The organism is Phycicoccus endophyticus, from assembly GCF_011326735.1.
In the GTDB taxonomy this organism is placed as follows: Bacteria; Actinomycetota; Actinomycetes; order Actinomycetales; family Dermatophilaceae; genus Phycicoccus; species Phycicoccus endophyticus.
The window spans coordinates 25,140-47,737 of sequence record NZ_JAANCN010000006.1 but is presented as its reverse complement, the minus strand read 5'-3'; the positions used below and the strand labels follow the sequence as shown (position 1 = coordinate 47,737).

General features: G+C 73.0%; 23 protein-coding genes, 1 tRNA gene and 1 pseudogene. 14 read left to right on the top strand and 11 right to left on the bottom strand.

Features of this window, described 5'->3' with window-relative positions; translation table 11 throughout:
• Positions 1-61: 61 nt before the first annotated feature.
• From G8D98_RS08330 to G8D98_RS08320, 3 genes are read right to left on the bottom strand one after another with little or no spacing between them, the layout of a single operon-like run.
• On the bottom strand, positions 62-760 hold the full coding sequence (locus G8D98_RS08330; RefSeq protein ID WP_166101615.1) for a response regulator: 699 nt from the start codon (positions 758-760) through the stop codon (positions 62-64).
• The gene (locus G8D98_RS08325; RefSeq protein WP_166101612.1) at positions 757-2,010 is read right to left on the bottom strand and encodes a sensor histidine kinase; all 1,254 of its coding nucleotides are present in this window, start codon (positions 2,008-2,010) and stop codon (positions 757-759) included. The genes G8D98_RS08330 and G8D98_RS08325 overlap by 4 nt, the downstream gene beginning before the upstream one ends.
• Complete coding sequence (locus G8D98_RS08320) at positions 2,007-2,744, bottom strand: GntR family transcriptional regulator (protein ID WP_229661842.1); 738 nt, start codon at positions 2,742-2,744, stop codon at positions 2,007-2,009. The genes G8D98_RS08325 and G8D98_RS08320 overlap by 4 nt, the downstream gene beginning before the upstream one ends.
• Positions 2,745-2,824: 80 nt before the next feature.
• Here G8D98_RS08320 and G8D98_RS08315 point away from each other — a divergent pair, with 80 nt between their 5' ends.
• Genes G8D98_RS08315 through G8D98_RS08295 form a run of 5 tightly spaced genes read left to right on the top strand, consistent with a single transcriptional unit; the run spans position 2,825 to position 7,106 of the window.
• Positions 2,825-4,060, top strand: a complete 1,236-nt coding sequence (locus G8D98_RS08315; protein ID WP_166101603.1) for an NRAMP family divalent metal transporter — start codon at positions 2,825-2,827, stop codon at positions 4,058-4,060.
• Positions 4,057-4,824: a LamB/YcsF family protein gene (locus G8D98_RS08310; protein ID WP_166101600.1), complete on the top strand. Its 768-nt coding sequence runs from the start codon at positions 4,057-4,059 to the stop codon at positions 4,822-4,824. The genes G8D98_RS08315 and G8D98_RS08310 overlap by 4 nt, the downstream gene beginning before the upstream one ends.
• Before the next feature lie 10 nt (positions 4,825-4,834).
• Entirely contained in the window at positions 4,835-5,452 is a 618-nt protein-coding gene (locus tag G8D98_RS08305; protein ID WP_166101597.1) for a 5-oxoprolinase subunit B family protein, read from the top strand.
• Positions 5,449-6,312, top strand: a complete 864-nt coding sequence (locus G8D98_RS08300) for a 5-oxoprolinase subunit C family protein (RefSeq protein ID WP_188744896.1) — start codon at positions 5,449-5,451, stop codon at positions 6,310-6,312. Before G8D98_RS08305 ends, G8D98_RS08300 begins: the two co-directional genes overlap by 4 nt.
• Complete coding sequence (locus tag G8D98_RS08295; protein ID WP_166101594.1) at positions 6,309-7,106, top strand: putative hydro-lyase; 798 nt, start codon at positions 6,309-6,311, stop codon at positions 7,104-7,106. Before G8D98_RS08300 ends, G8D98_RS08295 begins: the two co-directional genes overlap by 4 nt.
• On the opposite strand, the gene G8D98_RS08290 is transcribed toward G8D98_RS08295, so the two are convergent.
• The 3 genes from G8D98_RS08290 to G8D98_RS08280 form a co-directional block, all read right to left on the bottom strand.
• Positions 7,091-8,167 carry an FAD-dependent oxidoreductase gene (locus tag G8D98_RS08290; RefSeq protein WP_166101591.1) on the bottom strand — a complete coding sequence of 359 codons (1,077 nt, stop codon included), beginning with the start codon at positions 8,165-8,167 and terminating at the stop codon, positions 7,091-7,093. The two genes, G8D98_RS08295 and G8D98_RS08290, sit on opposite strands and share 16 nt — an antisense overlap.
• A gap of 107 nt (positions 8,168-8,274) precedes the next feature.
• On the bottom strand, positions 8,275-9,123 hold the full coding sequence (locus tag G8D98_RS08285) for an aldo/keto reductase (RefSeq protein ID WP_166101588.1): 849 nt from the start codon (positions 9,121-9,123) through the stop codon (positions 8,275-8,277).
• Positions 9,124-9,228: 105 nt separating this feature from the next.
• A complete protein-coding gene (locus tag G8D98_RS08280) occupies positions 9,229-9,624 on the bottom strand; it encodes a (R)-mandelonitrile lyase (protein WP_166101586.1) in 396 nt (131 codons plus the stop codon).
• A 166-nt stretch (positions 9,625-9,790) separates the two neighbouring features.
• Here G8D98_RS08280 and G8D98_RS08275 point away from each other — a divergent pair, with 166 nt between their 5' ends.
• Positions 9,791-10,456 carry a TetR/AcrR family transcriptional regulator gene (locus G8D98_RS08275; protein ID WP_166101583.1) on the top strand — a complete coding sequence of 222 codons (666 nt, stop codon included), beginning with the start codon at positions 9,791-9,793 and terminating at the stop codon, positions 10,454-10,456.
• A gap of 45 nt (positions 10,457-10,501) precedes the next feature.
• On the opposite strand, the gene G8D98_RS08270 is transcribed toward G8D98_RS08275, so the two are convergent.
• From G8D98_RS08270 to G8D98_RS08260, 3 genes are all read right to left on the bottom strand, one after another.
• On the bottom strand, positions 10,502-12,049 hold the full coding sequence (locus G8D98_RS08270; protein WP_166101581.1) for a xylulokinase: 1,548 nt from the start codon (positions 12,047-12,049) through the stop codon (positions 10,502-10,504).
• Positions 12,050-12,154: 105 nt separating this feature from the next.
• Positions 12,155-12,373: a DeoR/GlpR family DNA-binding transcription regulator gene (locus G8D98_RS08265; RefSeq protein ID WP_229661843.1), complete on the bottom strand. Its 219-nt coding sequence runs from the start codon at positions 12,371-12,373 to the stop codon at positions 12,155-12,157.
• Between the two features lie 27 nt (positions 12,374-12,400).
• Positions 12,401-13,009 (bottom strand): TetR/AcrR family transcriptional regulator, encoded by a 609-nt coding sequence (locus G8D98_RS08260; protein ID WP_187566719.1) that lies wholly within the window; start codon positions 13,007-13,009, stop codon positions 12,401-12,403.
• 81 nt (positions 13,010-13,090) lie between these two features.
• Between G8D98_RS08260 and G8D98_RS08255 the strand changes: the two genes are divergently transcribed.
• Positions 13,091-14,611, top strand: coding sequence for an MDR family MFS transporter (locus G8D98_RS08255; protein ID WP_229661844.1), 1,521 nt, complete (start codon positions 13,091-13,093; stop codon positions 14,609-14,611).
• Here the strand turns inward: G8D98_RS08255 and G8D98_RS15445 are convergent.
• Positions 14,594-15,481, bottom strand: a pseudogene (locus G8D98_RS15445) (ROK family protein); the annotation flags it as partial. The gene G8D98_RS08255 and the pseudogene G8D98_RS15445 sit on opposite strands and share 18 nt — an antisense overlap.
• A gap of 293 nt (positions 15,482-15,774) precedes the next feature.
• On the opposite strand from G8D98_RS15445, the gene G8D98_RS08250 reads away from it, so the two are divergent.
• The 7 genes from G8D98_RS08250 to G8D98_RS08220 all read left to right on the top strand — a co-directional run bounded on the left by G8D98_RS08250 (position 15,775) and on the right by G8D98_RS08220 (position 22,451).
• A complete protein-coding gene (locus G8D98_RS08250; RefSeq protein WP_166101578.1) occupies positions 15,775-16,812 on the top strand; it encodes a sugar ABC transporter substrate-binding protein in 1,038 nt (345 codons plus the stop codon).
• A 104-nt stretch (positions 16,813-16,916) separates the two neighbouring features.
• Positions 16,917-17,939, top strand: coding sequence for a zinc-dependent alcohol dehydrogenase family protein (locus G8D98_RS08245; protein WP_166101575.1), 1,023 nt, complete (start codon positions 16,917-16,919; stop codon positions 17,937-17,939).
• Positions 17,933-19,027: a zinc-dependent alcohol dehydrogenase gene (locus tag G8D98_RS08240; protein ID WP_166101572.1), complete on the top strand. Its 1,095-nt coding sequence runs from the start codon at positions 17,933-17,935 to the stop codon at positions 19,025-19,027. The genes G8D98_RS08245 and G8D98_RS08240 overlap by 7 nt, the downstream gene beginning before the upstream one ends.
• An 80-nt stretch (positions 19,028-19,107) precedes the next feature.
• Complete coding sequence (locus tag G8D98_RS08235; protein ID WP_205859734.1) at positions 19,108-20,088, top strand: ABC transporter permease; 981 nt, start codon at positions 19,108-19,110, stop codon at positions 20,086-20,088.
• Positions 20,085-20,855, top strand: a complete 771-nt coding sequence (locus G8D98_RS08230; RefSeq protein WP_166101567.1) for an ATP-binding cassette domain-containing protein — start codon at positions 20,085-20,087, stop codon at positions 20,853-20,855. Before G8D98_RS08235 ends, G8D98_RS08230 begins: the two co-directional genes overlap by 4 nt.
• A gap of 31 nt (positions 20,856-20,886) precedes the next feature.
• Positions 20,887-21,753, top strand: a complete 867-nt coding sequence (locus tag G8D98_RS08225) for a sugar phosphate isomerase/epimerase family protein (protein WP_166101564.1) — start codon at positions 20,887-20,889, stop codon at positions 21,751-21,753.
• Complete coding sequence (locus G8D98_RS08220) at positions 21,750-22,451, top strand: nucleoside/nucleotide kinase family protein (RefSeq protein WP_166101562.1); 702 nt, start codon at positions 21,750-21,752, stop codon at positions 22,449-22,451. The genes G8D98_RS08225 and G8D98_RS08220 overlap by 4 nt, the downstream gene beginning before the upstream one ends.
• 56 nt (positions 22,452-22,507) lie before the next feature.
• Here the strand turns inward: G8D98_RS08220 and G8D98_RS08215 are convergent.
• Positions 22,508-22,579, bottom strand: a tRNA-Arg gene (locus tag G8D98_RS08215).
• Positions 22,580-22,598 lie beyond the last annotated feature (19 nt).

Genomic DNA, 22,598 nt, shown 5'->3' with positions numbered 1-22,598 from the left:
CCGACGACGCTACGAAGCCCGGCGGGAGCGCTCGAGATGCCGAGGATGCAACCGCAGCGGTTCATCCTTTCGATGCAGGCCCGTCCTGCGGTGGGCGGTCGGCGACCGTCACGACGCCGCTCTGGTAGGCCCACACCACGGCCTGCAGCCGGGAGGAGACGCCGAGCTTGGGCATCATCCGCGCCAGGTGGGACTTCACCGTCGAGACCTCGAGGACGAGGGTGCGTGCGATCTCCTCGTTGGAGAGCCCCTCGGCGAGCAGCAGGAGGATCTCGGTCTCGCGGGGGGTCAGCAGCTGCGCGGCGCGGGCCGCGGTGACCGGCTGGGTGCGCCGCCGCCCGACGAGCTCGCCGATGACCCGCTGCGTCAGCCCGTCGGCGATGGTCCCGTGGCCGGCGGCGACGGCTCGGACGGCCGCGACGATCTGCTCCGGCTCGGCGTCCTTGAGGAGGAAGCCCGAGGCGCCCGCCTCGAGCGCACCGAAGAGGTGGTCGTCGCTGTCGAAGGTCGTCAGGACGAGGACGGCCACCCGCGGTGAGGCGCCCGGACCGGCCAGGGCGCGGGTGGCGGCGATGCCGTCGAGCCGGGGCATGCGGATGTCGAGGCAGGCCACCTCCGGGGCGAGCGAGCGGGCCTGCTCGACCGCCTCGACACCGTCGGCCACGGTCGCCACGACCTCGATGTCCGGCTCGGCGGCGAGCAGCGCCGTGAGGCCCGCTCGGACCAGGGGCTCGTCGTCGGCCACGAGGACGCGGATCACGGCCCGGCTCCCGGGGCGCGTACGGCGGCGTCCTGCGGGGTCGGCAGCACCAGCCGGACCGCCCAGCCCCCCTCGTCGGTCGGCCCGTAGGAGAGGTCGGCCCCGGTGAGACCGGCGCGCTCGCGCATGCCGACGAGCCCGTACCCGGTGCCGCTCGCCGCGGGCCGCTCGGCCGTGCCGGTCGGTGGGGCGTTGACCACCGCGACCCGGGTCATCGCGGGGTCGCGGGAGTCGAGGACCACGTCACACCGCGCGCCCGGGGCGTGGCGGGCGGCGTTGCTCAGGGCTTCCTGCACCGTGCGGTACGCCCCGAACTGGGCGAGGGCGCCGACGCGGGAGTCCAGGACCTCGCCCGGGCCGGGCCCGAGGACCGTGAGCCCGACGTCGGCGCCGGCCCGGCGGGCACTCTCGACGAGCGCTGGCACCGAGGCGAGGGTCTCCGGCGCGGTGCCCTCCGGCCCGTCCTCGCGCAGCAGGGTGACCAGACTGCGCAGGTCGCGCAGCATCGCCGTGCTCTGCTGTCGGACCTGGGCGACCGCCTCCTTGGCGGCCTCGGGGTCGGTGTCGATCTGGCGTCCCAGCGCCCCGGTCATCACCGTGATGCCGGACAGGTGGTGCGCCGCGATGTCGTGCAGCTCGCGGGCGGTCGCGGTGCGCTCGCGCGCCACGGCCACCTGGACGAGGGCGTCGTGCTCCCGGACGAGGGCGCGGGAGCGCTCCTCGCGGGCGAGGCCGGCCTCCCGGCGGGCGGCGACGACGGCCGCGGCAGCGAGGGGCACACCGACGGTTCCCGCTCCCTGCACGGCGCCCGCACCCAGCGCGGCCAGCAGCCCGGCACCCGTCCCGAGCTGGACGAGCACCTGCGCCGCCCCGACGAGCACTCCGGCGAGGCCGACGGCGGGCAGCGAGCGGTTCACGCCGAGGTCGAGGACCGCGGCGGCCGTGGCGACGAGGACCGCGACCGAGGTGACGCCCACCGCGGCCGAGGCGCCGGCGAGGGCGCTCACCGGGGCGAACGCGGCGACGACGACGAGGACGGGCGCCGGGGCGGAGCGCCGCCACAGCACGAGGACGGCTTGGCCGGTCACCGTGGCGGCCACGGTCCACCAGGCCGCCTCGCCGGCGGTCGGCAGCTCGGCGGCGGGGTCGGTCTCGGTGAGGAGGGGCAGGGCCACGAGCAGACCCACGGCGACCACCCACGTGCCGCCGGCCACGAGCGCGTCCCGTGCACCCGGGTGCCGCCTGGTCACCGCGCGTCGCTCCCGGGATCGTCCGCCGTCGTCCGGGAGCCGGGGGCGCTCAGGAGGTGGTCGCGGGCGCGGGCGAGGTAGCCGGCCAGATGCCGGGCCGCCCCCTCGCGGTCGTCGGCCTCGAGGAGGTCGCAGATGCGCGCGTTCTCCTCGAGGTACGGGGTGTGGAAGGCGGCCGGGTCGCCCATCGAGTGGAAGACGAGGCGCATCTCGGCGAGCAGCAGGTCCATGAGGGCGTCGAGCCGGGGGCTGCCGGCGAGGGCGACGACGGCACGGTGGAAGTGCTGGTTGGCGCTGCCGACTCCCTCGAGGTCCCCGGCGGCGAGCGCCGCGCGCCCCTCGTCGACCGCGGCGCGCAGCCCTTCGACCCGCCGGTCGCTCAGGCCCGACCCGTGGGCGAGCGCGGCCGGTTCGACGAGCATCCGGACGGCGTACAGGTCGCGGATGTCCTCGGGCCCCGGGGTCGCGACGACGACGCCGCGGTGTGGCACCCGCACGAGGATGCGCTCGGCGACCAGCTGGCTGAGTGCCTCGCGAAGGGTGTTGCGGGAGACGCCGATCGCCGCGGCGAGGCGCTCCTCGGGCAGCCGGGTCCCCGAACGCAGCCGGCCCTCGACGACCTCCTCGCGGACCTGGCGGGCGGCCCGCTCGGCGGACGTGCTCATGACCGCCCGTCGGGCGCGACGCTCGGCGTCGAGCGTCGCGAGGACGTCGTCGAACCCCGATGTCGCCACGGGGGAGAGCGTAGTTGCCTCCCCGGAAGTTCCGGACACCCTATTGCCGGATTGTTCAACAACTGCCATGCTCGCTCGCCATGGCAGACCAGACCACCACCGGCTCCACGGAGCAGCGCACCGGGAAGACCGTCAAGGACGCCGTGGGTCGCTCCGCGGTCCTCGGCGCCGTCTTCCTCATGGCCACGAGCGCCATCGGCCCCGGGTTCCTCACTCAGACGGCCACCTTCACCTCCGAGCTCGGCGCGGCCTTCGCCTGTGCCATCGTCATCTCCATCGTCGTCGACATCGCCGTCCAGATGAACGTGTGGCGCGTAATCGGCGTCTCGGGGTTGCGGGCGCACGAGATCGGCAACCGGGTCCTGCCCGGTGCCGGCTACGTGCTCGCCGGCCTCGTCGTGCTCGGGGGCTTCATCTTCAACATCGGCAACGTCGCGGGCTCCGGCCTCGGGACCAACGCCCTGCTCGGCCTCGAGCCCCGGCTCGGCGGCGCGCTGTCGGCGCTCGTCGCGATCGGGATCTTCCTCTCCCGCCGGGCCGGGGTCGCCCTCGACCGGGTCGTCGTCGTGCTCGGGCTCGTCATGGTGCTCGCGGCGCTCGTCATCACCGTCACCTCCAGCCCCCCGGTGGGTGAGGCGCTGCGCAGCACGGTGGCGCCGGACACCTTCTCGTTCGTCGCGACGACGACGATCATCGGGGGGACCGTCGGCGGGTACATCACCTACGCGGGAGCGCACCGGCTGCTCGACTCCGGGCGGACCGGCGTCGAGCACGTGCGCGAGGTGGCCCGCTCCTCGGTCGTCAGCATCCTCGTCACCGGCCTGATGCGGGTGCTGCTCTTCCTCGCGATCCTCGGCGTCGTCGCCGGTGGCGCGTCCCTGGCGGCCGACAACCCGGCCGGGTCGGCGTTCGAGCAGGCCGCGGGCGAGGCCGGGCTGCGGGTCTTCGGGGTCATCCTGTGGGCCGCCGCGCTGACCTCGGTGATCGGGGCGGCGTACACCTCGGTGTCGTTCCTCACGACGAGCCGCACGGCGCCGCGCACCCGCAACCTGCTCACCGTCGCCTTCATCGCGGTGAGCGCGCTGACCTTCGTCGTCATCGAGCAGGCCCCGGCCCAGCTGCTCGTCTTCGCCGGGACGTTCAACGGGCTCATCCTGCCCATCGGGTTCTCGGTGCTGCTGTGGGCGGCATGGCGCCGGCGCGACCTGCTCCAGGGCTACCGCTACCCCGGGTGGCTGCTCGGCGTGGGGGTCCTGGCCTGGCTGCTCACCCTCTACCTCGGGTACAACGCGGTCCGCGGGCTGGGTTCGCTGTGAGCGCCGCCCCCGTCGTCGACCTCAACAGCGACGTCGGCGAGTCCTTCGGCCGCTGGCGGCTCGGGGACGACGAGGCCGTGCTCGCCCTGGTGACGAGCGCCAACGTCGCCTGCGGCTTCCACGCCGGCGACCCCTCGACCCTGCGGCGCTGCTGCGAGCTGGCCGCGGAGCGGGGTGTCACCGTCGGTGCCCAGGTGGGCTACCGCGACCTGCCCGGCTTCGGGCGCAGGTTCGTCGACTGCAGCGTCCCCGAGCTCGTCGACGACGTCATCTACCAGGTGGGTGCGCTCGACGCGATGGCGCGGACGGCCGGCACCCGGGTGGCCTACGTCAAGCCGCACGGGGCGCTCTACCACGCCACGGTCGAGCACGTCGGCCACGCTCGGGCCGTCGTCGAGGCCACCGTCGCCTACGACCGGTCCCTGCCGGTCGTCGGGCTCCCCGGCTCGCAGCTGCTGGCACTGGCCGAGGCGGCCGGGCTGCGGCCGGTCCGCGAGGCGTTCGCCGACCGCGGGTACCGCCCGGACGGCACCCTCGTGCCGCGCTCGCAGCCGGGAGCCCTCCTCGAGGACCCGGCCGAGGTCGCCGAGCGGGTCCTGCGGCTCGTGACGACCGGCGAGCTGGAGGCGGTGGACGGGTCGGCCGTCACCGTCGGGGCCGAGTCGGTGTGCCTGCACGGCGACACCCCCGACGCCGTCGCGATGGGGCGGGCGGTGCGGGCCGCCCTCGGGGACGCGGGTGTCGAGGTCCGGGCGTTCGTGTGAGGATCCGACGATGAGGCTCCTGCCGTACGGCGACCGTGCCGTCCTCGCCGAGCTCGCCGACGGCGAGGAGGCCATGGCGCTCGCCGCCGCCGTCCGTGAGGCGGCGGCGCCGTGCGTCGGCGCGCTCGTCCCGGCGGCGCGCACCGTGCTCGTCGTCGCCGCCGACGGGACCGCGGTCGAGGAGGTCACGCGGCTGCTGGGCTCGCTGCGTCCCGTGCCGCTGGACCCGGCGGACGAGGGCGCCGAGCTCGTCGAGGTCCCGGTGCGCTACGACGGCGAGGACCTCGAGGACGTCGCCCGGCTCACCGGCCTCTCGGTGGCCGAGGTCGTCGCGGCGCACACCGGCCAGACGTGGCGGGTCGCCTTCGGCGGCTTCGCTCCCGGGTTCGGCTACCTCGTCGGGGAGGACGAGCGCCTCCACGTCCCCCGACGGGAGGAGTCGCGCACCCGGGTCCCGGCCGGCGCGGTGGGTCTCGCGGGGGAGTACGCCGGTGTCTACCCCCGGGAGTCGCCCGGCGGCTGGCAGCTGCTCGGCCACACCGACCTCGCCCTGTGGGACCTCGACCGGGACCCGCCGGCCCTGCTGCGTCCGGGCGTCCGGGTGCGCTTCGTCGAGGCCGGCCGGTGAGCGCCACCCTGACGGTGCGCGCCACCGGGCCGCTCGCGCTCGTCGAGGACCTCGGCCGGCCGGGCCTCGCGGGGATCGGCGTGGGGCGCTCCGGAGCGGCCGACCGGGCCTCCCTCCGCCTGGCCAACCGGGTCCTCGGCAACGAGGAGGGGGCCGCGGCCGTCGAGGTGACCGCCGGGGGTCTCGTGGTCGAGGTCGGCGGCGAGGAGCTGACCTTCTGCGTCACGGGTGCCCGCTGCCCGGTCACGGTGGACGGCCGGGACGTCGGTACGCACGACCCGGTCCGGGTCGCCGTCGGCTCCCGGGTGCGCCTCGCGGCCCCCACCCACGGGCTGCGGTCCTACCTGGCCGTGCGCGGTGGGCTCGACGTCCCTGCGGTGCTCGGCGCGCGCAGCCACGACGTCCTGGCCCACCTCGGGCCGGCGCCGCTGCGCGAGGGCGACGTCCTGCCGGTGCGCGCCGTCGAGCGTCCGCTGCCGGGCGTCGACCACGTGCCCTGGCCGCGGTGGGACCCGGACGTCGTCCTGCGGGCCGTGCGTGGACCGCGCGCGGACTGGGCCCGGGACGTCGACGTGCTGACGACCACGGTCTGGACCGCCAGCGACCGCAGCAACCGGGTCGGGATGCGCCTCGCCGGAGGGCGGGTCGAGCACGCTCGCGAGGAGCAGCTGCCGAGCGAGGGGATCTGGCGCGGGGCCGTCCAGGTCCCGCCGAGTGGTGAGCCGGTCCTCTTCCTCGCCGACCACCCGGTCACCGGGGGCTATCCCGTCGTGGCCGTCGTCGTCGGCGAGGACGTCGACCGGGCCGCGCAGGTCGGTCCGGGTGAGCGGCTCACCTTCCGCTGGGTGGAGGCACCGTGAGCGCCCGGCCACCGGAGCATCCCGCGGGTCTGGCCCCGCGCGAGGCGCGGGCGCTCTTCCGCGGCGGGTTGGTCACCCCGACCGCCGGCTGGTGCACCGGGTGGACGCAGGCCAACCTCCTCGCCGTGCCGCGTGAGCTCGCCTACGACGTGCTGCTCTTCGCGCAGCGCAACCCCACGCCGTGCCCCATCCTCGACGTTCTCGACCCGGGGGAGGTCTCCGGCCCGCTGCTCGACGGCGACGTGCGGACCGACCTGCCGGCCTACCGGGTGTACGTCGAGGGCGAGCTCGTCGAGGAGACACCGGAGGTCACCCGGTGGTGGCGGCCGGACCTCGTGGCCTTCCTCGTCGGCTGCTCCTTCACCTTCGAGGCGGCGCTCGCCGAGGGTGGGGTGCCGGTGCGGCACGTCGAGCAGGGGCGCAACGTCCCGATGTACGTCACCGACCGCCGGTGCCGCTCCGCAGGGTCGATGAGCGGGCCGCTCGTGGTCTCGATGCGACCGGTCCCCGCAGACCGGGTGGCCGACGCGGTCAGCATCACGGCGCGCTACCCCGCCGTGCACGGGGCGCCGGTGCACGTCGGTGACCCCGCGGCGCTCGGCATCGCCGACCTGGACCGACCCGACTTCGGTGAGCCGGTGCGGCTCAGCGACGGGGACGTGCCGGTCTTCTGGGGGTGCGGGGTCACCCCCCAGGCCGCGGTCATGGAGTCCCGGCCCACGCTCGCGATCGCGCACGCCCCCGGACACATGCTCGTCACGGACGCGCGGGACGCGGACTACCTCCTGCCCTGAGGGTCACCCCCACGGTCAGCGCGTAGGAGGTCGCGGACGGCGAGGGCGGCGGCGCGGCCCGCGCGGTTGGCGCCGATGGTGCTCGCCGAGGGCCCGTACCCGACGAGCTGCACCCGGGGGTCGGCCACCGCGGTGGTACCGTCGAGCTCGATGCCGCCCTCCCGGGTGCGCAGCCCGAGGGCGGCCAGGTGGCGCAGGGCCGGCCGGAACCCCGTGGCCCACAGGATCGTGTCCGCCGGCCACCGAGTCCCGTCCGGGAGGAGCACGCCACCGGGGGTCACCCGATTGAACATCGGCCGCCGCTCGTAGGCGCCGAGCCGCGCGGCCGCCTGCTCCTGGGCGCGCAGCCGCAGGCCGGTCACGCTGACGACGCTCGCGGGTGGCCGGCCCTGCCGCACGCGCTCCTCGACGAGGGCGACGGCTGCCCGGCCGCGCTGCGGGGTCAGCTCGTCGGTGACCCATCGCGGTTCCCGCCGGGTGACCCAGAGGGTGTCCGCCGCGACCGGTGCGATCTCGGCGAGGAGCTGGATCGCGGAGGTTCCCCCGCCGACGACGACGACCCGTTCCCCGGCGAACGACGCGGGCCCCGGGTAGTCGTGGGTGTGCAGCTGGCGGCCGGCGAACGTGGCCGTGCCCGGGTAGCTCGGGACGAAGGGGTGGGTCCAGGTTCCCGTGGCGTTGACGAGTGTCGGTGTCCTCCAGGCGCGCCCGTCGGCCGCGACGGCCTCGACGGCCAGCGAGCCGTCACCGAGGTCGCGGACGCGGTCCACGGGCACCGGGCGGAGCACCGGCAGCCGGTGCTCGGTCTCGTAGTCGGCGAAGTAGCGGGGGACGGCGAGGTTGGCCCGCTGCGACGAGGTCGTGGGCGGGGCCGACCCGGGCAGCGCCGCGACCCCGTGGACGTCGCGCATCGTCAGCGAGTCCCACCGGTGCTGCCAGGCGCCGCCCGGCGTCGGGTTCGCGTCGAGGACGACGTGCTCGACACCGAGCCGGGCCAGGTGGAAGGAGGTCGAGAGCCCGGCCTGCCCCGCGCCGATGACCACGGACCCCACGTTCTGCACAGCAGGTGAACGCCGCAGCCACCCGCCGTAGTCCGGTCCGGTTCCCCGGGCTCCCCCGCGCCGGGACGGCCCGTCGGATGCGGTCCGCGGCCGTCCCGGCGGGCGGTTCAGCTCCCGCTGTAGACCGGGAAGAAGCTGTGCTCGCCGTAGTCCCGCATCCGCATGCCGCGCAGCGCCTCCATGTCGTCGTCCGCGATGGTGAAGTCGACCGCGGCGTTGCTGCGCATGTGCTCGGGGTTGGCCGTCTTCGGCAGGGACACGGTGCCCAGCTGCAGGGTGTAGCGGATGCACAGCTGCGGGACGGTGACGCCGTACCTCTCGGCCATGGTCGCGAGGTCCTCGTTCCCGAGCATCTGTCCGTGGGCGATGGGCGAGTACGCCTCGACGAGGATGTCGTGGCTCTCGCAGAACGCGATGAGCTCCTCGGGGGTGTTGCCCACGTGCACGAGCAGCTGGTTGACCTGCGGTGCGACCCGGGCGTGCTCGAGGATGTTCTCGAGGTCACGCTCCTGGAAGTTGGAGACACCGATGGCTCGCAGCTTGCCGGCCTCGTAGGCGTCCTCCAGGGCGCGCCAGGCCTCCCGGTTGCCCTCGGCGTAGTCCCCGCCCCGGAAGTCGTCCCACGGCTGCGGGCTGTGGATGAGCATGAGGTCGAGGTGGTCCAGGCCCATCGTCTCCAGCGACCGGTCGATCGCGGCGAGCGCGCCGTCGTAGTCCTTGATCTCCGCGGCGAGCTTGCTCGAGACGAAGATCTCCTCGCGCGGGACGGTGCTGGTGCGGACGCCCTCGCCGACACCTCGCTCGTTGCCGTAGGCCTGCGCTGTGTCGATGTTGCGGTACCCGGCCGCGACGGCGTCCCTCACGGCCTGGGCCGCCACGTCGTCGTCGATGAACCAGGTGCCGAGCCCGAGGGCGGGGATCGGCACGCCGGTGGAGAGGGTGTAGGTGTCGGTCATCGTGATGCTCCTTGGTCAAAGGTGGGTCGTGGGACGGGAGTGGTTCGGGCGAGAGGCCGGCTCGTCGGCCATGGGGGAAACGGGGGCAGGGGCAGGGCCGGGTGCCTACGCGGTGTAGTCGGCGTCGCTGACGTGCTCGAGCCAGGTGACGACCTGCCCGTCCTCGTCGGCCTCCTGGATGGCGACGTGGGACATGAACCGCTCGGGGGTGGCGCCGTGCCAGTGCTCCTCGCCGGGCTCGATGTAGACGACGTCCCCGGGCCTGATCTGCTCGACCTCACCGCCACGACGGGCGACGAGCCCGATGCCGTCGGTGACGTAGAGCGTCTGGCCCTTGGGGTGGTGGTGCCACGCGGTCCGGGCGCCGGGGGCGAACCGGACGTGGGCACAGCCGACGGCGGACTGCTCGTCGGGGGTGCGGATGCCGTCGACGAAGACGGTGCCGGTGAAGGTCTGTTCCGGACCGAGGGCGGTCCGGGCGCCGCTGGGCGTGTATCGCATGGTGTCCTCTCGGGACCCGTGACGCGGCGGAGCCGGTCAGCGAGGTCTGGCGTGGGCCCCGGTGTGCACGGGGCCCGTCGGTCAAGCGGATATTTGCTATCCGGTTAGTGGAACGCTAGCAGACTAAGCGGATATTCCGAATCCGCTTGCCTGCTACGGTGCTCTCGTGCCCGGACCCGACGCCGCGCGTGCCCTGCGCAAGGACGCCGCCGCCAACCGTGAGCGGCTGCTGCGGGCGGCGAGCGAGCTGTTCGCCCAGCGCGGCCTCGACGTGACCCTCAACGACATCGCGCGCTACGCCGGCGTCGGTGTCGGGACGGCCTACCGCCGGTTCGCGAACAAGGAGGAGGTCATCGACGCGCTCTTCGAGGAGCGGATGACGCAGGTGGAGCAGGTCGCCCGGGAGGCCGCGGAGGACCCCGACAGCTGGAGCGGGCTGCTGCACTTCCTCGAGGGAGCCCTCGACCTCCAGCACGGCGACCGCGGTCTGACCCAGATGATGAACAACCCGGTGCTCGGGGACGCCCGCGTCGCCGAGGTGCGCGACCGGATCGCCCCCCTCGTCACGGTGCTCGTGGAGCGGGCGAAGGCCGAGGGAGTCGTGCGACCCGACCTCGACCAGACCGACCTCATCTTCGTCCAGCTCGCCCTCTCGGCGGTCATGGACCGCACCCGCGGGCTCGCTCCCGACCTCTACCGGCGCTACCTCACGGTCTTCCTCGACGGCATCCGCACCGACCGGGGGACCTTCACCCCTCTCCCGGTGCCTCCGCTCACCGCGTACGAGACGCACGAGGCCATGACCCGGGCCTCCAGGCGCCGGCCGGGCTGACCTCGGCGGCGCGGCTCGAGGCGGGCCCCGGCTCCCGCGAGCCGGTCACGGGATCTGCGCCACCGGCGGGTGGACGCCCGAGGGCTCCTGGGCCCCTCCGCGCCCGCGCAGGCGGGAGAGTGCTGCGCCGAGGGGCGCGAGGGCGGGGCGGAGCTCCGCGTGCACGGCGGCGGCCTCGTCGTAGAGGGTGCGCGTGGCGGGGTCGGGCTCGACGGTGGACCGCGTGCCGGTCATCGCGCCGACGGCGTCGGCGAGGTTCGGGTAGAGGCCGACCGGGGGGCCGGCGGCGGCGACGACCGCGGCACCGAGGGCCGTCGACTCCCGCTCGCGTGCCACGGACACGGGACGTCCGAGGGCGTCGGCGACGGTCTGGACGACGAGCGGTGACTGCGCGAGTCCACCGGTCATGACGACCTCCTCGACGCCATGGCCGATGGCCTCCTCCAGGCGGGCCAGGCCGCGTCGCTGCTCCAGTGCCAGGCCCTCGACCACGGCGCGGTACATCGCCCCGACTCCGTGCTCGGTCCCGAGCCCGACGAAGGCACCGCGTGCGAGGGGGTCGCGCCGGGGGCTGTCGGTCCCCGTGAGGTAGGGCAGGAACAGGGCGCCGTGGCGCACCGCGGGTACCTCGGACGCCGCCCGTTCGACCTGGTCGATGGATGCGCCTCTCGCGACGTGCTCACGGAACCAGGCGAGCGAGAGACCCCCTGCCGCCGTCAGCGACTCGAGGACGTAGGACGAGTGCACCGGGCCCGCGAAGGTGCGGTAGGACGGGTCCCACGAGTACCGGCCCGTGGCGATGCCGAGGGCGAAGCTCGTGCCTGCGTTGAGGGCGGCGCGCCCGTCCTGCAGCGCACCCGTCCCGACCATGCCGGCCTGCCCGTCCCCGAGACCCGCGACGACGGGAAGCCCCACGGGCAGGCTGGTGCGGGTCGCGGCGTCGCGCGAGACGAGGCCGAGGACGTCTCCCGGGGCCGCCAGCTCCGGAAGGAGCTCGGGGTCGAGCATGACGTCGCGGGCCAGGCCGAGGTCCCAGGCGCCGCTCACGATGTCGAGCAGGCCCGTGGAGTCGGCGCTCGCGCTGCTCGTTCGACGCTCGCCGGTCAGGCGCAGGGCGAGGAAGCCCTGGACGTCGGTCACGGTGCGGGCCCGAGCCAGCGTCTCGGGTTCGTTCTCCGCGAGCCAGGCCAGCTTGTACGACGAGGGGGCCGACGACGGGGGCTTGCCGGTCAGGCGATGGACCCGTGCGCTGCCGAGACGAGCGATCTGGTCGGTCGCGCGGGCGTCCAGCCACAGCAGGGCCGGCCGCAGGGGAGCCCCGGACGCGTCGAGGCAGGCGAAGGTCTCGCGCTGGTTGGTCAGGGCGAGGGCGAGCACCTCGTCGTCCGAGGAGAGCATCGCGGCGACAGCGGCGAGGGCGTCGGCGCTCGCCTCCCACCACTGCCACGGGTTCTGCTCGTACCACCCGGGCGCGGGGGTGGAGGTCGTGTGGGGCTGGCGGGTCTCCGCGATGACCGTGCCGTCGGCGTCGACAGCGATGGCCTTGCTCGCGGTGGTCGAGCAGTCGAGCGCCAAGAGGATGGATCGGGCCATGTGCTGCCTTCGGCGTGCGGCACCCTCGGTGGTGCGACCTCTCGGGGGACGAGGCACAGGCTAGCCGTCTAAAGGCCACCGCCGGGGCGGGTTGACCGGTGGGTCTCAGGTGTTGTCCGGCCCGGCCACGACCAGGTCGATGCCGGCCCGCCGCAGGCGGTCGAGATGTTCGTCAGGAGTACCGGCGTCGACGATGACGGTGTCGAAGTCACTCAGCGGCAGGAGGGCGTGCAGCGCCCGTGCCTCGAACTTGCTGTGGTCGACGTAGAGGACCCGGCGCCGGGCAGCGGCGAACATGGCCCGCTTGACGAGGACCGTGGTCAACGGCGCCGACCTCGTCGTCGACGGCGGCTACACCGTCCGCTGAGCCCGTCCGCCGGTGGCCAGGGGCAGGAAGATCGTGTCGACGATCTCGACGAGCACCGCGTCGTCGACCTCCCGTGCGCCGAGGAGCAGCTCCATGCGCAGCAGGTCGGTCGGCAGGCGCATGATCCGCTCGCTGACGCGTCCCTGCTCGACCTCTCCGCGCCGGACGGCCCGCTCGACGACGGCGACCATCGCGCTGGGGCCCCCGGTCGAGGCGGAGTCGCGCAGGGTTCCCAGGTCGGTCCCGGTGTCGCGGTAGAAGTCGCCGAGGTTCGCCACGAGCGCGGCGGCCACCCCCACCCGGCGCTCGTTGACCCGCCGGAGCAGCCCGAGGACGTCGTCGCGCAGCCGCCCGGTGTCCGGGGCGACCACCGGGTCGGCGGCCAGTAGGTGCGCGATGGCGGCGCGCGCCAGCTCGGGTTTGTCCGGCCAGCGTCGGTAGAGGACGGCCTTGCTCGTCCCTGCCCTGGCCGCGACCGCGTCGACGGTGAAGCCGGTGTAGCCCCGCTCGGCGATCTCCTCCCAGGCGGCGTCGAGGATCGCGGCCTCCAGGGTGGCTCCCCGCCGACGGTGGCGGACCGGGTGGGTGCTCACAAGAAACTCCTCGTTCCCTGGATGTGGTGGCGATGGTGGGTGACGTATAAGATACTCATCGTTCCCTATTAAGGAGGCGACATGGCCACCGAGCCGATGGCTCCCGAGCTGAGACGGACCGCGACCGCGGTCGTCGTCGGCGCACTCGCCGTGGTGTTCGACACGACGATCGTCAGCATCTCGCTGCCCACCCTCGTCGAGGAGCTGCACGCCCCGGTCCACGTCATCCAGTGGGTGAGCACCGGGTACCTCCTGGCCCTCGGGGTCGCGATCCCGCTCGTCGGCTGGCTACAGGCCCGGCTCGGGGGCAGGCGGCTGTGGATGGCGGCCCTCCTCGTCTTCCTCGGCGCGTCCGTCCTGTGCGCGAGCGCCTGGGACGCGACGTCGCTCATCGTCTTCCGGGTCCTCCAGGGGCTCGGCGGCGGGATCATGCTCCCACTCATGGCGACCCTCGTCGTCCAGGCCGCCGGAGGGCGCAACCTCGGGCGGGTCATGGCGACGATGAGCCTGCCCGCCGTGCTGGGGCGGATCCTCGGCCCCGTGCTCGGTGGGCTCATCCTCGAGGTCGCCGACTGGCGCTGGATGTTCCTCGTCAACGTGCCGTTCTGCACCGTGGGGCTGGTCCTGGCCTGGCGGATGCTGCCGGCGGACCGGCCCCGCACGAGCCGCCCTCCGCTCGACGTCGTCGGGCTGCTCCTGCTCTCGCCCGCTGTCGCCGGCATGCTCGTCGGCCTCTCCCGCCTGGCGGAGGATGGTGGCGCCGGCCGGTCGGAGGTCCTCCTCCCCCTGCTCGGGGGAGTGGTCCTGCTCGTCGCGTTCGTCGGGTGGGCGGTCCGCCGCGGCGAGGCCGCCCTGGTCGACGTGCGCCTGCTGCGGCACCGGGCGCTCCTGACCTCGACGACCCTGCTCTTCCTCTCGGGAGTCGCCCTCTACGGCGCCATGCTCGTCCTGCCGCTGTTCTGGCAGCAGGCCCGTGGCGTCGACGTGCTCGGCGCCGGCCTCCTCCTGGCGCCCCAGGGCGTCGGGACCCTGCTCAGCCGTTCGGTGGCCGGCGGGCTCGTCGACCGGATCGGTGCCCGTTGGGTCTGCCTCGGTGGTTTCGCCGTCGTCGCGGCCGGGACCGTGCCCTTCGCGCTGGCCGGGACCTCCGGCCGGCTCCCGCTACTGCTCGCGGCGCTCGTCGTGCGTGGTGTCGGGCTGGGGGCGGTGACCATCCCGCTGATGTCCACCGCCTACCTCGGGCTCGACGGCCACGACGTGGCGCATGCGAGCGTCTTCACCCGGATCGCCTCCCAGGTCGGTGGGGCCTTCGGCGTCGCCGTGCTCGCGGTCATCCTCGCCGGCTCCGCCACACCGGGGACCACAGACGGGTTCGACGGGGCGTTCTGGTGGGCCACCGCCTTCGCGGCCGCAGGCGTCCCGCTCTCGGTCGTCCTCCCCTCACAGCGGCGGCGCGGGGGGCGGCCCGACGCGGTTCAGGGCAGCGGCGAGCTGGGAGGGCCCGAGGATCCACGTGCTCGTGGCGTCGGCCATGCCGGTGATCCCGGCCTCGTGCGGTCGGTCGCTCAGCCGAATGCGCAGGTCGCGGGTCGCGAGGGGTAGCGCCCGCGCCGCCACGTGCTCTCGGATGCCGGAGAGCAGGTGCTCACCGGCCACTGCCGCGACCTGACCCCCGACGACGATCTCGGCGGGGTTGAGCAGGCTGACGGCGTGTGCGAGCGCCCCACCGAGGACCCGGCCGGCGTCGCGCACCAGACGGACCGCGTGCGGGTTGCCCTGCGCGATCAGCCGGAGGACCTCGGGCGTGGACCCAACGTCCTGCCCTGCGGCGCGCAGGTCCCGCTCGATGGCCCAGGCGCCGGCGTACGCCTCCACGCAGCCGGTCTTGCCGCACCGGCACAGGGGCTGCTCCCCGCCATGTGGGGGTTCGCCGCGGGTGTGCCCGAGGTCTCCGGCGGCTCCGTGGGCACCCCGGACGAGACGGCCTCCTGTGACGAAGCCGGCCCCTACCCCGGTGCCCACCTTGACGAAGATCAGCTCGTCGGCCGGTGGTTCGGCGGTGACGTGCTCACCCCATGCCATCGCGTTGGAGTCGTTCTCGACTAGCACCGGTGCGCCGAGAGCCGGCTCCACCACCTCCGGGACGGCCAGCCCGTCCCACCCGGTCATGATGGGCGGCGACACCACGCGGCCCTCACGCGAGTCGATCGGCCCGGGCAGGCTGATGCCGACCCCCCAGACGGGAGCCGGCGCCGCATCGCGAATTCTCGAGAGTCGTTCGCAGATCAGACCGAGGACGGCGTCCGGCCCGTCGCCGATCCACAGGGGCACGGACTCGTGCTCGGCCACGGCTCCGGCCAGGTCCGCGCGGGCGAGTCGAGCACTGGAGGCCCCCACGTCGGCCACGAGTAGGGCACCGCGTGACGGTTCGAGGGTGAAACGCGAGGCCGGTCGACCGCGGGCCCCGTTCATCGGCTCGGCCGACCGCACCAGGCCCGCCGTGAGCAGCTCCTCGAGGCGGCTGTTGACCGTGGTGCGAGCCCAGCCCGTGGAGTCGCCGAGCTCGGTGCGGGTCATCGGCGGCATCTGTCGCAGCACCCTGACGAGCTCGCCCGCCCCTTCGCTCAGCATTGCCCGTTCTCCTCGCCGCGATGTCGCGAGGCCCACCCTATAGGTCCACAAGCCCTCATACCAACCTGTTTTATGTGGTTGACAGACTAAAGAAGCACTCTTATTGTCTTCTTCATCCATATACAGGAGGCGCAATGAAGCGTGTACTTCCCCGCGGTGCGGCCGTTGCACTCGCGATCAGTCCGTTGTTCCTGGTCGCCGCGTGCGGCTCCGACACGAGTGGCTCGGGCAGCAGCGCAGAAGACACCGGCGGTGGCACCACGAAGGTGGCGGCGGTCATCAAGGGTCTCGACAACCAGTTCTTCCAGACGATGCGCGACGGCATCCTCGATGAGGCGAAGAGCTCGGGGGTCGATGTCGAGGTGCAGGCGGCGCAGTCGATCACCGACACCACCGGTCAGGCCGAGAAGCTCTCGGCGCTGGCCCAACAGGACTATGGCTGCTACGTCGTCAACCCGATCACCGGCAACAACCTGGTGCAGGGTCTGGCGCAGATCGCGGCCAAGGACGTGCCCATCGTCAACATCGACCGCCCCGTCGATGCCGACGCGGCCGACGCGGCAGGGCTGACCCTCACGACGTACATCGGCACGGACAACGTGGCCGCCGCGGAGCTGGACGGCAAGGAGATGGTCAAGCAGCTCGGCGGCACAGGCACGGTGGCCATCATCGGCGGCGTCGCCGGTGACGTGACCAGCAACGACCGCGTCGAGGGCTTCACCAACGCGACCAAGGGCACGCTGACGTTGCTCCCGGTGGTCGCGGCGGACTGGGACCGGCAGAAGGCGCTCACCGCTGCGACCGACCTCATGCAGGCACACCCGGACCTCGTCGGGATCTTCGCGGCCAACGACGACATGGGCCTCGGCGCGGCCAAGGCTGTGACGGACGCCGGCAAGACGGGTGACATCAAGGTCATGAGCCTGGATGGCAACACCGACGCCATCGAGGCCGTCCAGTCCGGGCAGCTCGCCGCCACCGTGGCGCAGTATCCGTACGCAGTGGGTCAGCTCGGCGTCCAGGCGTGCGAGGCCGCCATTGCCGGCCGCTCGGTACCTGAGGACATCAAGGCTCCCGTGGCGCTCATCACCCAGGACGAGGCCGCCGACGCGCTGGCGAAGTTCCCGGCCCCGTTCAAGGAGTTCGACAACCCCCTGCCAGACCTCGGCTGACCACCGGGTTGGTCTGCCCGGTGGCTGCCAGCCGGCGGCTGCCGGGGGGCCGAACAGCTGCCCAGGGGCGAGACGCCCATCTACGAGTCCGAAGGGAAGAACACGTGCGTGCAGTGGTGTACGACGCGCCGCGCCAATGGAGCGTCCGGGAGGTGCCGGACCCGGTTCCGGCCGACGACGAGGTGCTGGTCCAGGTGCTTCAAACCGGTGTCTGCGGGACCGACCTGCACATCCATGAGGGCGGCTTCTATGCCGAGTTCCCACTCATCCCCGGTCACGAGGTGGTCGGGGTGGTGGCCGGCCTTGGTGGGGAGGTCACCAGCCTCGAGCTCGGCGAGCGGGTGACGGTGAACCCCAACGTGCCCTGCCATCGATGCGACTACTGTCGCCGTGGTCAGACCCTCGTCTGCCCGAACCTCAAGGGCGTCGGGACCAACTTCCCCGGGACGTTCGCCGAGTACCTGACCATGCCGCACCAGTTCGTCTACTCCACCGAGGGCATCGACGATGACGTCGCCGTCTTCGCCGAGCCCGTCTCGTGCGTTGTCCACGGCGTCGGCCTGCTGGCGCCGCGCCCCGGCAGTACCGCTTTGGTCTTCGGCGCCGGTCCCACCGGGTTGCTGTTCGCGCAGCTGCTCCAGAGGTCCGGCGCCGCGCACGTCACAGTGGCGGCCTCCTCGAAGTTCAAGCTCGACCGTGCGCTCGCGATGGGTATCGACGCGGTCCACCTCATGGATCGCGCTGACCCGACCGGGACCGCGACGTCCTTGATGGCCGAGAGTGGCGGCTACGACCTGGTCGTGGAGGCCACCGGGTCCACCGAGGTCGCCGACCTCTGCGTCCCCCTGACCCGTAGCCAGGGGACTGTCCTCGTCTACGGGGTCACCGACGCCGAGGACCGGATGACCATCAGCCCCTACGACGTCTTCCGGCGCGAGATCTCCGTCCGAGGGTCGTTTGCGCAGGTCGACGACTTCCCGGGGGCCGTCGTCTCGCTGCGTACCGGCCGGGTCGACCCGGCCGGGTTGATCACCCACCGCTTCGCTCTCGAGGACTACGGGCAGGCGCTCGAGGCGCTGCAGCACGACCGGAGCGTCCACAAGATCGTCCTGGCCCCGTCATGGTGACCACGACGTGGGTCCGGGCCACGAGTCAGGGGCTGCGCCTGGAGACTGGTGTCCTACCCGCTCTGCGGCCCGGTGAGGCGCGCATCCGCAGCGTCTATGTCGGCATCTGTGGCTCGGACCTGCATGCCGTGGCCGGGGAGCACCCGTTCGTGCCGTTGCCCTACCGGCCGGGACATGAGGTAGTCGCCGTCGTCGAGGCTCTCGCGGGAGAGGACGGCGAGGTCCAGGAGCTGCTCAGCGCTGACGCCGCGTGGGGCACGGGGCCCGACCACGTCCGTGTCGGGGACCGTGTGGTCGTCGAGCCGGATCTGTACTGCGGCGCGTGCAAGCAGTGCTCCAGCGGTCGGACCAACCTGTGCGAGCGGCTGGACTTCTACGGCTGCGGTGGCGACCAGGGCGGAATGGCCGAGCGCTCCGTGATCCGGGCCGACCGGCTGCACCGTGTTCCCGACGAGATGACCGACCTCGAGGCCGCGCTCGTGGAGCCCTTGGCGACGCCGGTCCACGCTGTCCGGCTTGCGGCCGGTGCTCGCACCGGGGAGTCGCCGTCGCTGGTGGGCCGCACGGTCGTCGTCATCGGCGCCGGGACGATCGGGCTGCTCGTCGTGGCCGCCGCGCGTTGGGCGGGCGCACGGCGGATCGTCGTCACCGATGTGCTCGAGGCCAAGCGGGAGCGTGCGCTCCGGATCGGAGCGGACGCTGCCGTCGACGCCACGGCCGAGGACTGCGTCGAGCGCGTACGTGCCCAGCTCGGGGAGAGCGCGGACGTCGTCTTCGACTGCGTGTCAGTCCAGCAGACGATGGACCAGGCCGTCCGGATGGCCCTCAAGGGAGGGACGGTGGTCGTCGTCGGCGTGCCGGTATCCCCGGTGACCGTGGACCTGCCGACGATCCAGGACCAGCAGGTGCGGGTACAGGGGACCATCACCTACCTCGCCGAGGACTACGCGACGGCCTTCAGGATCATCGGCGACGGTGGTGCTCGTCCGGACGACCTGGTGACGCTCACCGTGCCCCTGACGCAGGTCGACCGCGCGTTCTCCGCCGCCCGCAGTGGTGAGCACGTCAAGGTGCTGGTCCACCCATGAACCCCAGCGACACCCGCCCGCGCACGGTAGGAGGACGCGACATGGCCTCACCCCCACCTCTCAGTCCCGACCGACCTGACGTGTCGCCCGACCCGGTCCTCGACCAGCCTGGCCGTCGCCCCGCTCGGCTCGCGCGGGTCACGGACGTCAGCCTCTGGGCCGAGTGGGCCGCGCCCGTGGGCCTCGTCATCCTTGCTGTCGTCTTCCAGCTGATGAACAGCACGTTCCTGTCCCTGGGCAACGTCAAGGCAATGCTCGTGGCGGCAGCCATCCTCGTCGTGCTCTCGGTCGGCCAGACCTTCGCCGTGGCGACCGGCGGCATCGACCTGTCCGTGGCTTCGACGATGACCTTCGGCGCGATCGTCTTCGGTCTCGCCTACGCCAAGGGAGCTCCCCTGCCGGTGTGTTGCCTGCTCGCGCTGGCCGCGGGCCTGCTCGTCGGGCTGGTCCAAGGGCTCGTCGTGGGCCGCGGGAGGATCACCGACTTCATCGTCACGCTCGGTGGACTGTCGGTGGCGAGCGGCCTTGCTCTCGTGGTGTCCGACGGCAAGCCGACGACGGTGATCAGCCCGTTCCTCCTGCGGCTGTCGACCCAGGGCGTCGGTCCGGTTGGCTACACCGTCATCCTCGCGCTCGCGGTGGCCCTGCTGGCCCATGTGTTGCTGTTCCACACCCGCTTCGGAACGCACGTGCTCGCGGCCGGCGGGTCGCCCGAGGCGGCCACTGCCACGGGCATCAGCCTCGCGAACATCAAGACCGCGGTCTACGCGATCAGCGGGCTGCTCTCCGGCCTGGCAGCGATCCTGCTCGTCGCGCGCGTCGGGGCGTCGGAGCCGGCGGCCAACATGCAGTTCCTGCTCAACTCGGTCGCGGCGGTGGTGCTCGGGGGCGTCAGCCTCATGGGAGGCCGGGCCACGATCGCCGGCCCCGTCGCCGGCGCGCTGCTCCTCACCGGGCTGACCAACGGCCTGACCCTGCTCGGCGTCTCGCAGTACTACCAACCCGTCGCGGTCGGTGCCGTCGTGGTGCTCGCCGCCTTCCTCACGAGGTTCCAGAGATGACCCGGACCCAGCCCGATGCCGACCGCCCGGTCCTGGTGGAGGCCCGCGGCGTGAGCCTGGCTTTCGGCAGCGTCAAGGCGTTGACCGACGTCGACCTGTCGCTTCGCGCGGGTGAGATCACCGCGATCGTCGGTGACAACGGTGCCGGCAAGTCCACGTTCGTGCGGTGTCTGAGCGGCATCCACCGACCGGACGCGGGTGTGATGACACTCGACGGCGCCGACATCGACTTCCGCTCGCCCGAGGACGCCCGCGAGGCCGGCATCGAGACAGTCCACCAGAACCTGGCGCTCGTCGAGGACCTCACCGTGTGGCAGAACCTCTTCCTCAACCGGGAGATCGTGCGGGGGCTGGGGCCGGCCAGCCTGTTGAACCGGCGGGCCATGCAGCGTCAGGCCCGCGAGATGGTCGCTTCACTCGCGGTCAACGTGCCCGCGGTGACCTCACGGGTGCGCAGACTCTCGGGCGGGCAGCGCCAGGCCGTCGCGATCTGTCGGGCGGCCGGCTTCAGCTCTCGCCTGGTCATCATGGACGAGCCGACCGCAGCCCTCGGGGTGCAGGAGACGGCTCGGGTCGAGGCCCTCATCCGGCGGCTGCGCGACGACGGACGCGCCGTGCTCCTCGTCAGCCACAACTTCGAACAGGTGATGCGCCTGTCCGACGCTGTCTGGGTGATGCGCTCCGGGCGATGCGTCGCCGGGCGTCGGACCGCCCAGACCACCGGTCAGGAGATCGTCGCCCTCGTCACGGGCGCACAGGCCGCCTGACATCCCGCCACCCACCTTCCCAAGGAACCCCATGAACAACCTTCTCGGCGTCCACGCCCTCGTTTGGGTCGGCGACACCGGCCCGGAGTCCGTCTCCACCGCCATCGCGCAGACCCGGGCGGCGGGTTTCGGGTTGCTGGAGTTCTCCCTGCACGACGCGGTGAGCTTCGACCTGGACCGCACCCGGGCAGAGCTGGCCACGGCCGGGCTGGCCGCTGCGGCGTCGCGCGGGCTCTCGCCGGATGCCGACGTGTCGAGCGAGGACCCCCACGTCGTGCGACGCGGGGAAGAGCTCCTCCACGAGTCGCTGCGCGTCACCGCCGGCTTCGGTGGCACCTGGCTCACAGGGGCGCTCTACTCTGCGTTCGGCCACGCCCGCGGGCCCCTGAGCGAGGCCGGCCGGCGGAACATCGTCTCGGTGCTGCGCGACCTCGCCAAGGACGCTGAGGAGCTGGGCGTCACGCTGGGGCTCGAGGTGTGCAACAGGTACGAGACCAACGTGGTCAACACCGCACGGGACGCTCTGCGGCTCGCGGACGACATCGGAGCCGACAACGTGCGCATCCATCTGGACACCTATCACATGAACATCGAGGAGGACGACCTCGTACGCCCCGTGCACGACGTCGGTGACCGGCTCGGGTACGTCCATGTCGGGGAGAACCACCGCGGCTACCTCGGCTCGGGTCACCTCGACTTCACCGGCTTCTTTCATGCCCTCGCGGACATCGGGTACGACGGACCGGTCACCTTCGAGTCCTTCAGCAGCTCAGTCATCGCTCCCGGCCTGTCGACCGATCTCGCGATCTGGCGCAACCTGTGGGACGACGGGTTTGACCTGGCGTCCCACGCGCGCGACTTCCTCGACCGGGGTCTCCAGGCCGCACGGCGACGATGACCGGCGCGGACATTCCTCGGGCTCCCGGGTTCGCGGCGCTCGCCGAGCGCGCGCACCGGCTGGCGGCACGCGGCGACCGCGTGGTCGTCGGCATTGCCGGCACGCCAGGCTCCGGCAAGAGCACTGTCGCGGCCGCGCTGGTGGCGGCGCTGGCCGAGACGGCACCGGAACGGGTCGCCCACGTGCCGATGGACGGCTTCCACCTAGCCGATGTCGAGCTCGACCGTCTCGGTCGTCTGGACCGCAAGGGGGCGCCGGACACCTACGACCCCGCGGGCTTCGGCGCCCTGCTCCGCCGGATCCACGAGGAACGTGAGCACACGGTCTACGCGCCGTCCTTCGACCGGGAGATCGAGCAGCCTGTGGCCGGCGCGGTGCCGGTCCCACCGTCGACCAGCCTGGTGGTCACGGAGGGGAACTACCTGCTGCTGGACCGCGGCGCATGGCGTCGAGCGCGGGCGGAGCTGGACGAGGTCTGGTGGTGCGACGTGGGTCCCGAGGAGCGGCGTCGCAGGCTTGTCGCTCGTCACAGGCAGTTCGGCAAGAGCGCTGCGGCAGCCGCGCGCTGGGTGGCATCCGTCGACGAGCCGAACGCGGAGGCGGTCTCACACGACGTCGCCAGAGCCGACCTGGTCCTCCCGCCAACCGTGGTGACCGAGGCGCTTGCGCGCCTGGAGGACCGGCAAGGACAGCCCTGACGCCCGGGGGGCGGACGGGTGGGCCGGGTGCCGCGAGGAGCCGTCCACGCACCGAGTGCCCCCGGCAGGAATCGAACCTGCGACACCTTCTTTAGGAGAGAAGTGCTCTTCCCCTGAGCTACGAGGGCGGGAAGACCGCGAACCAGC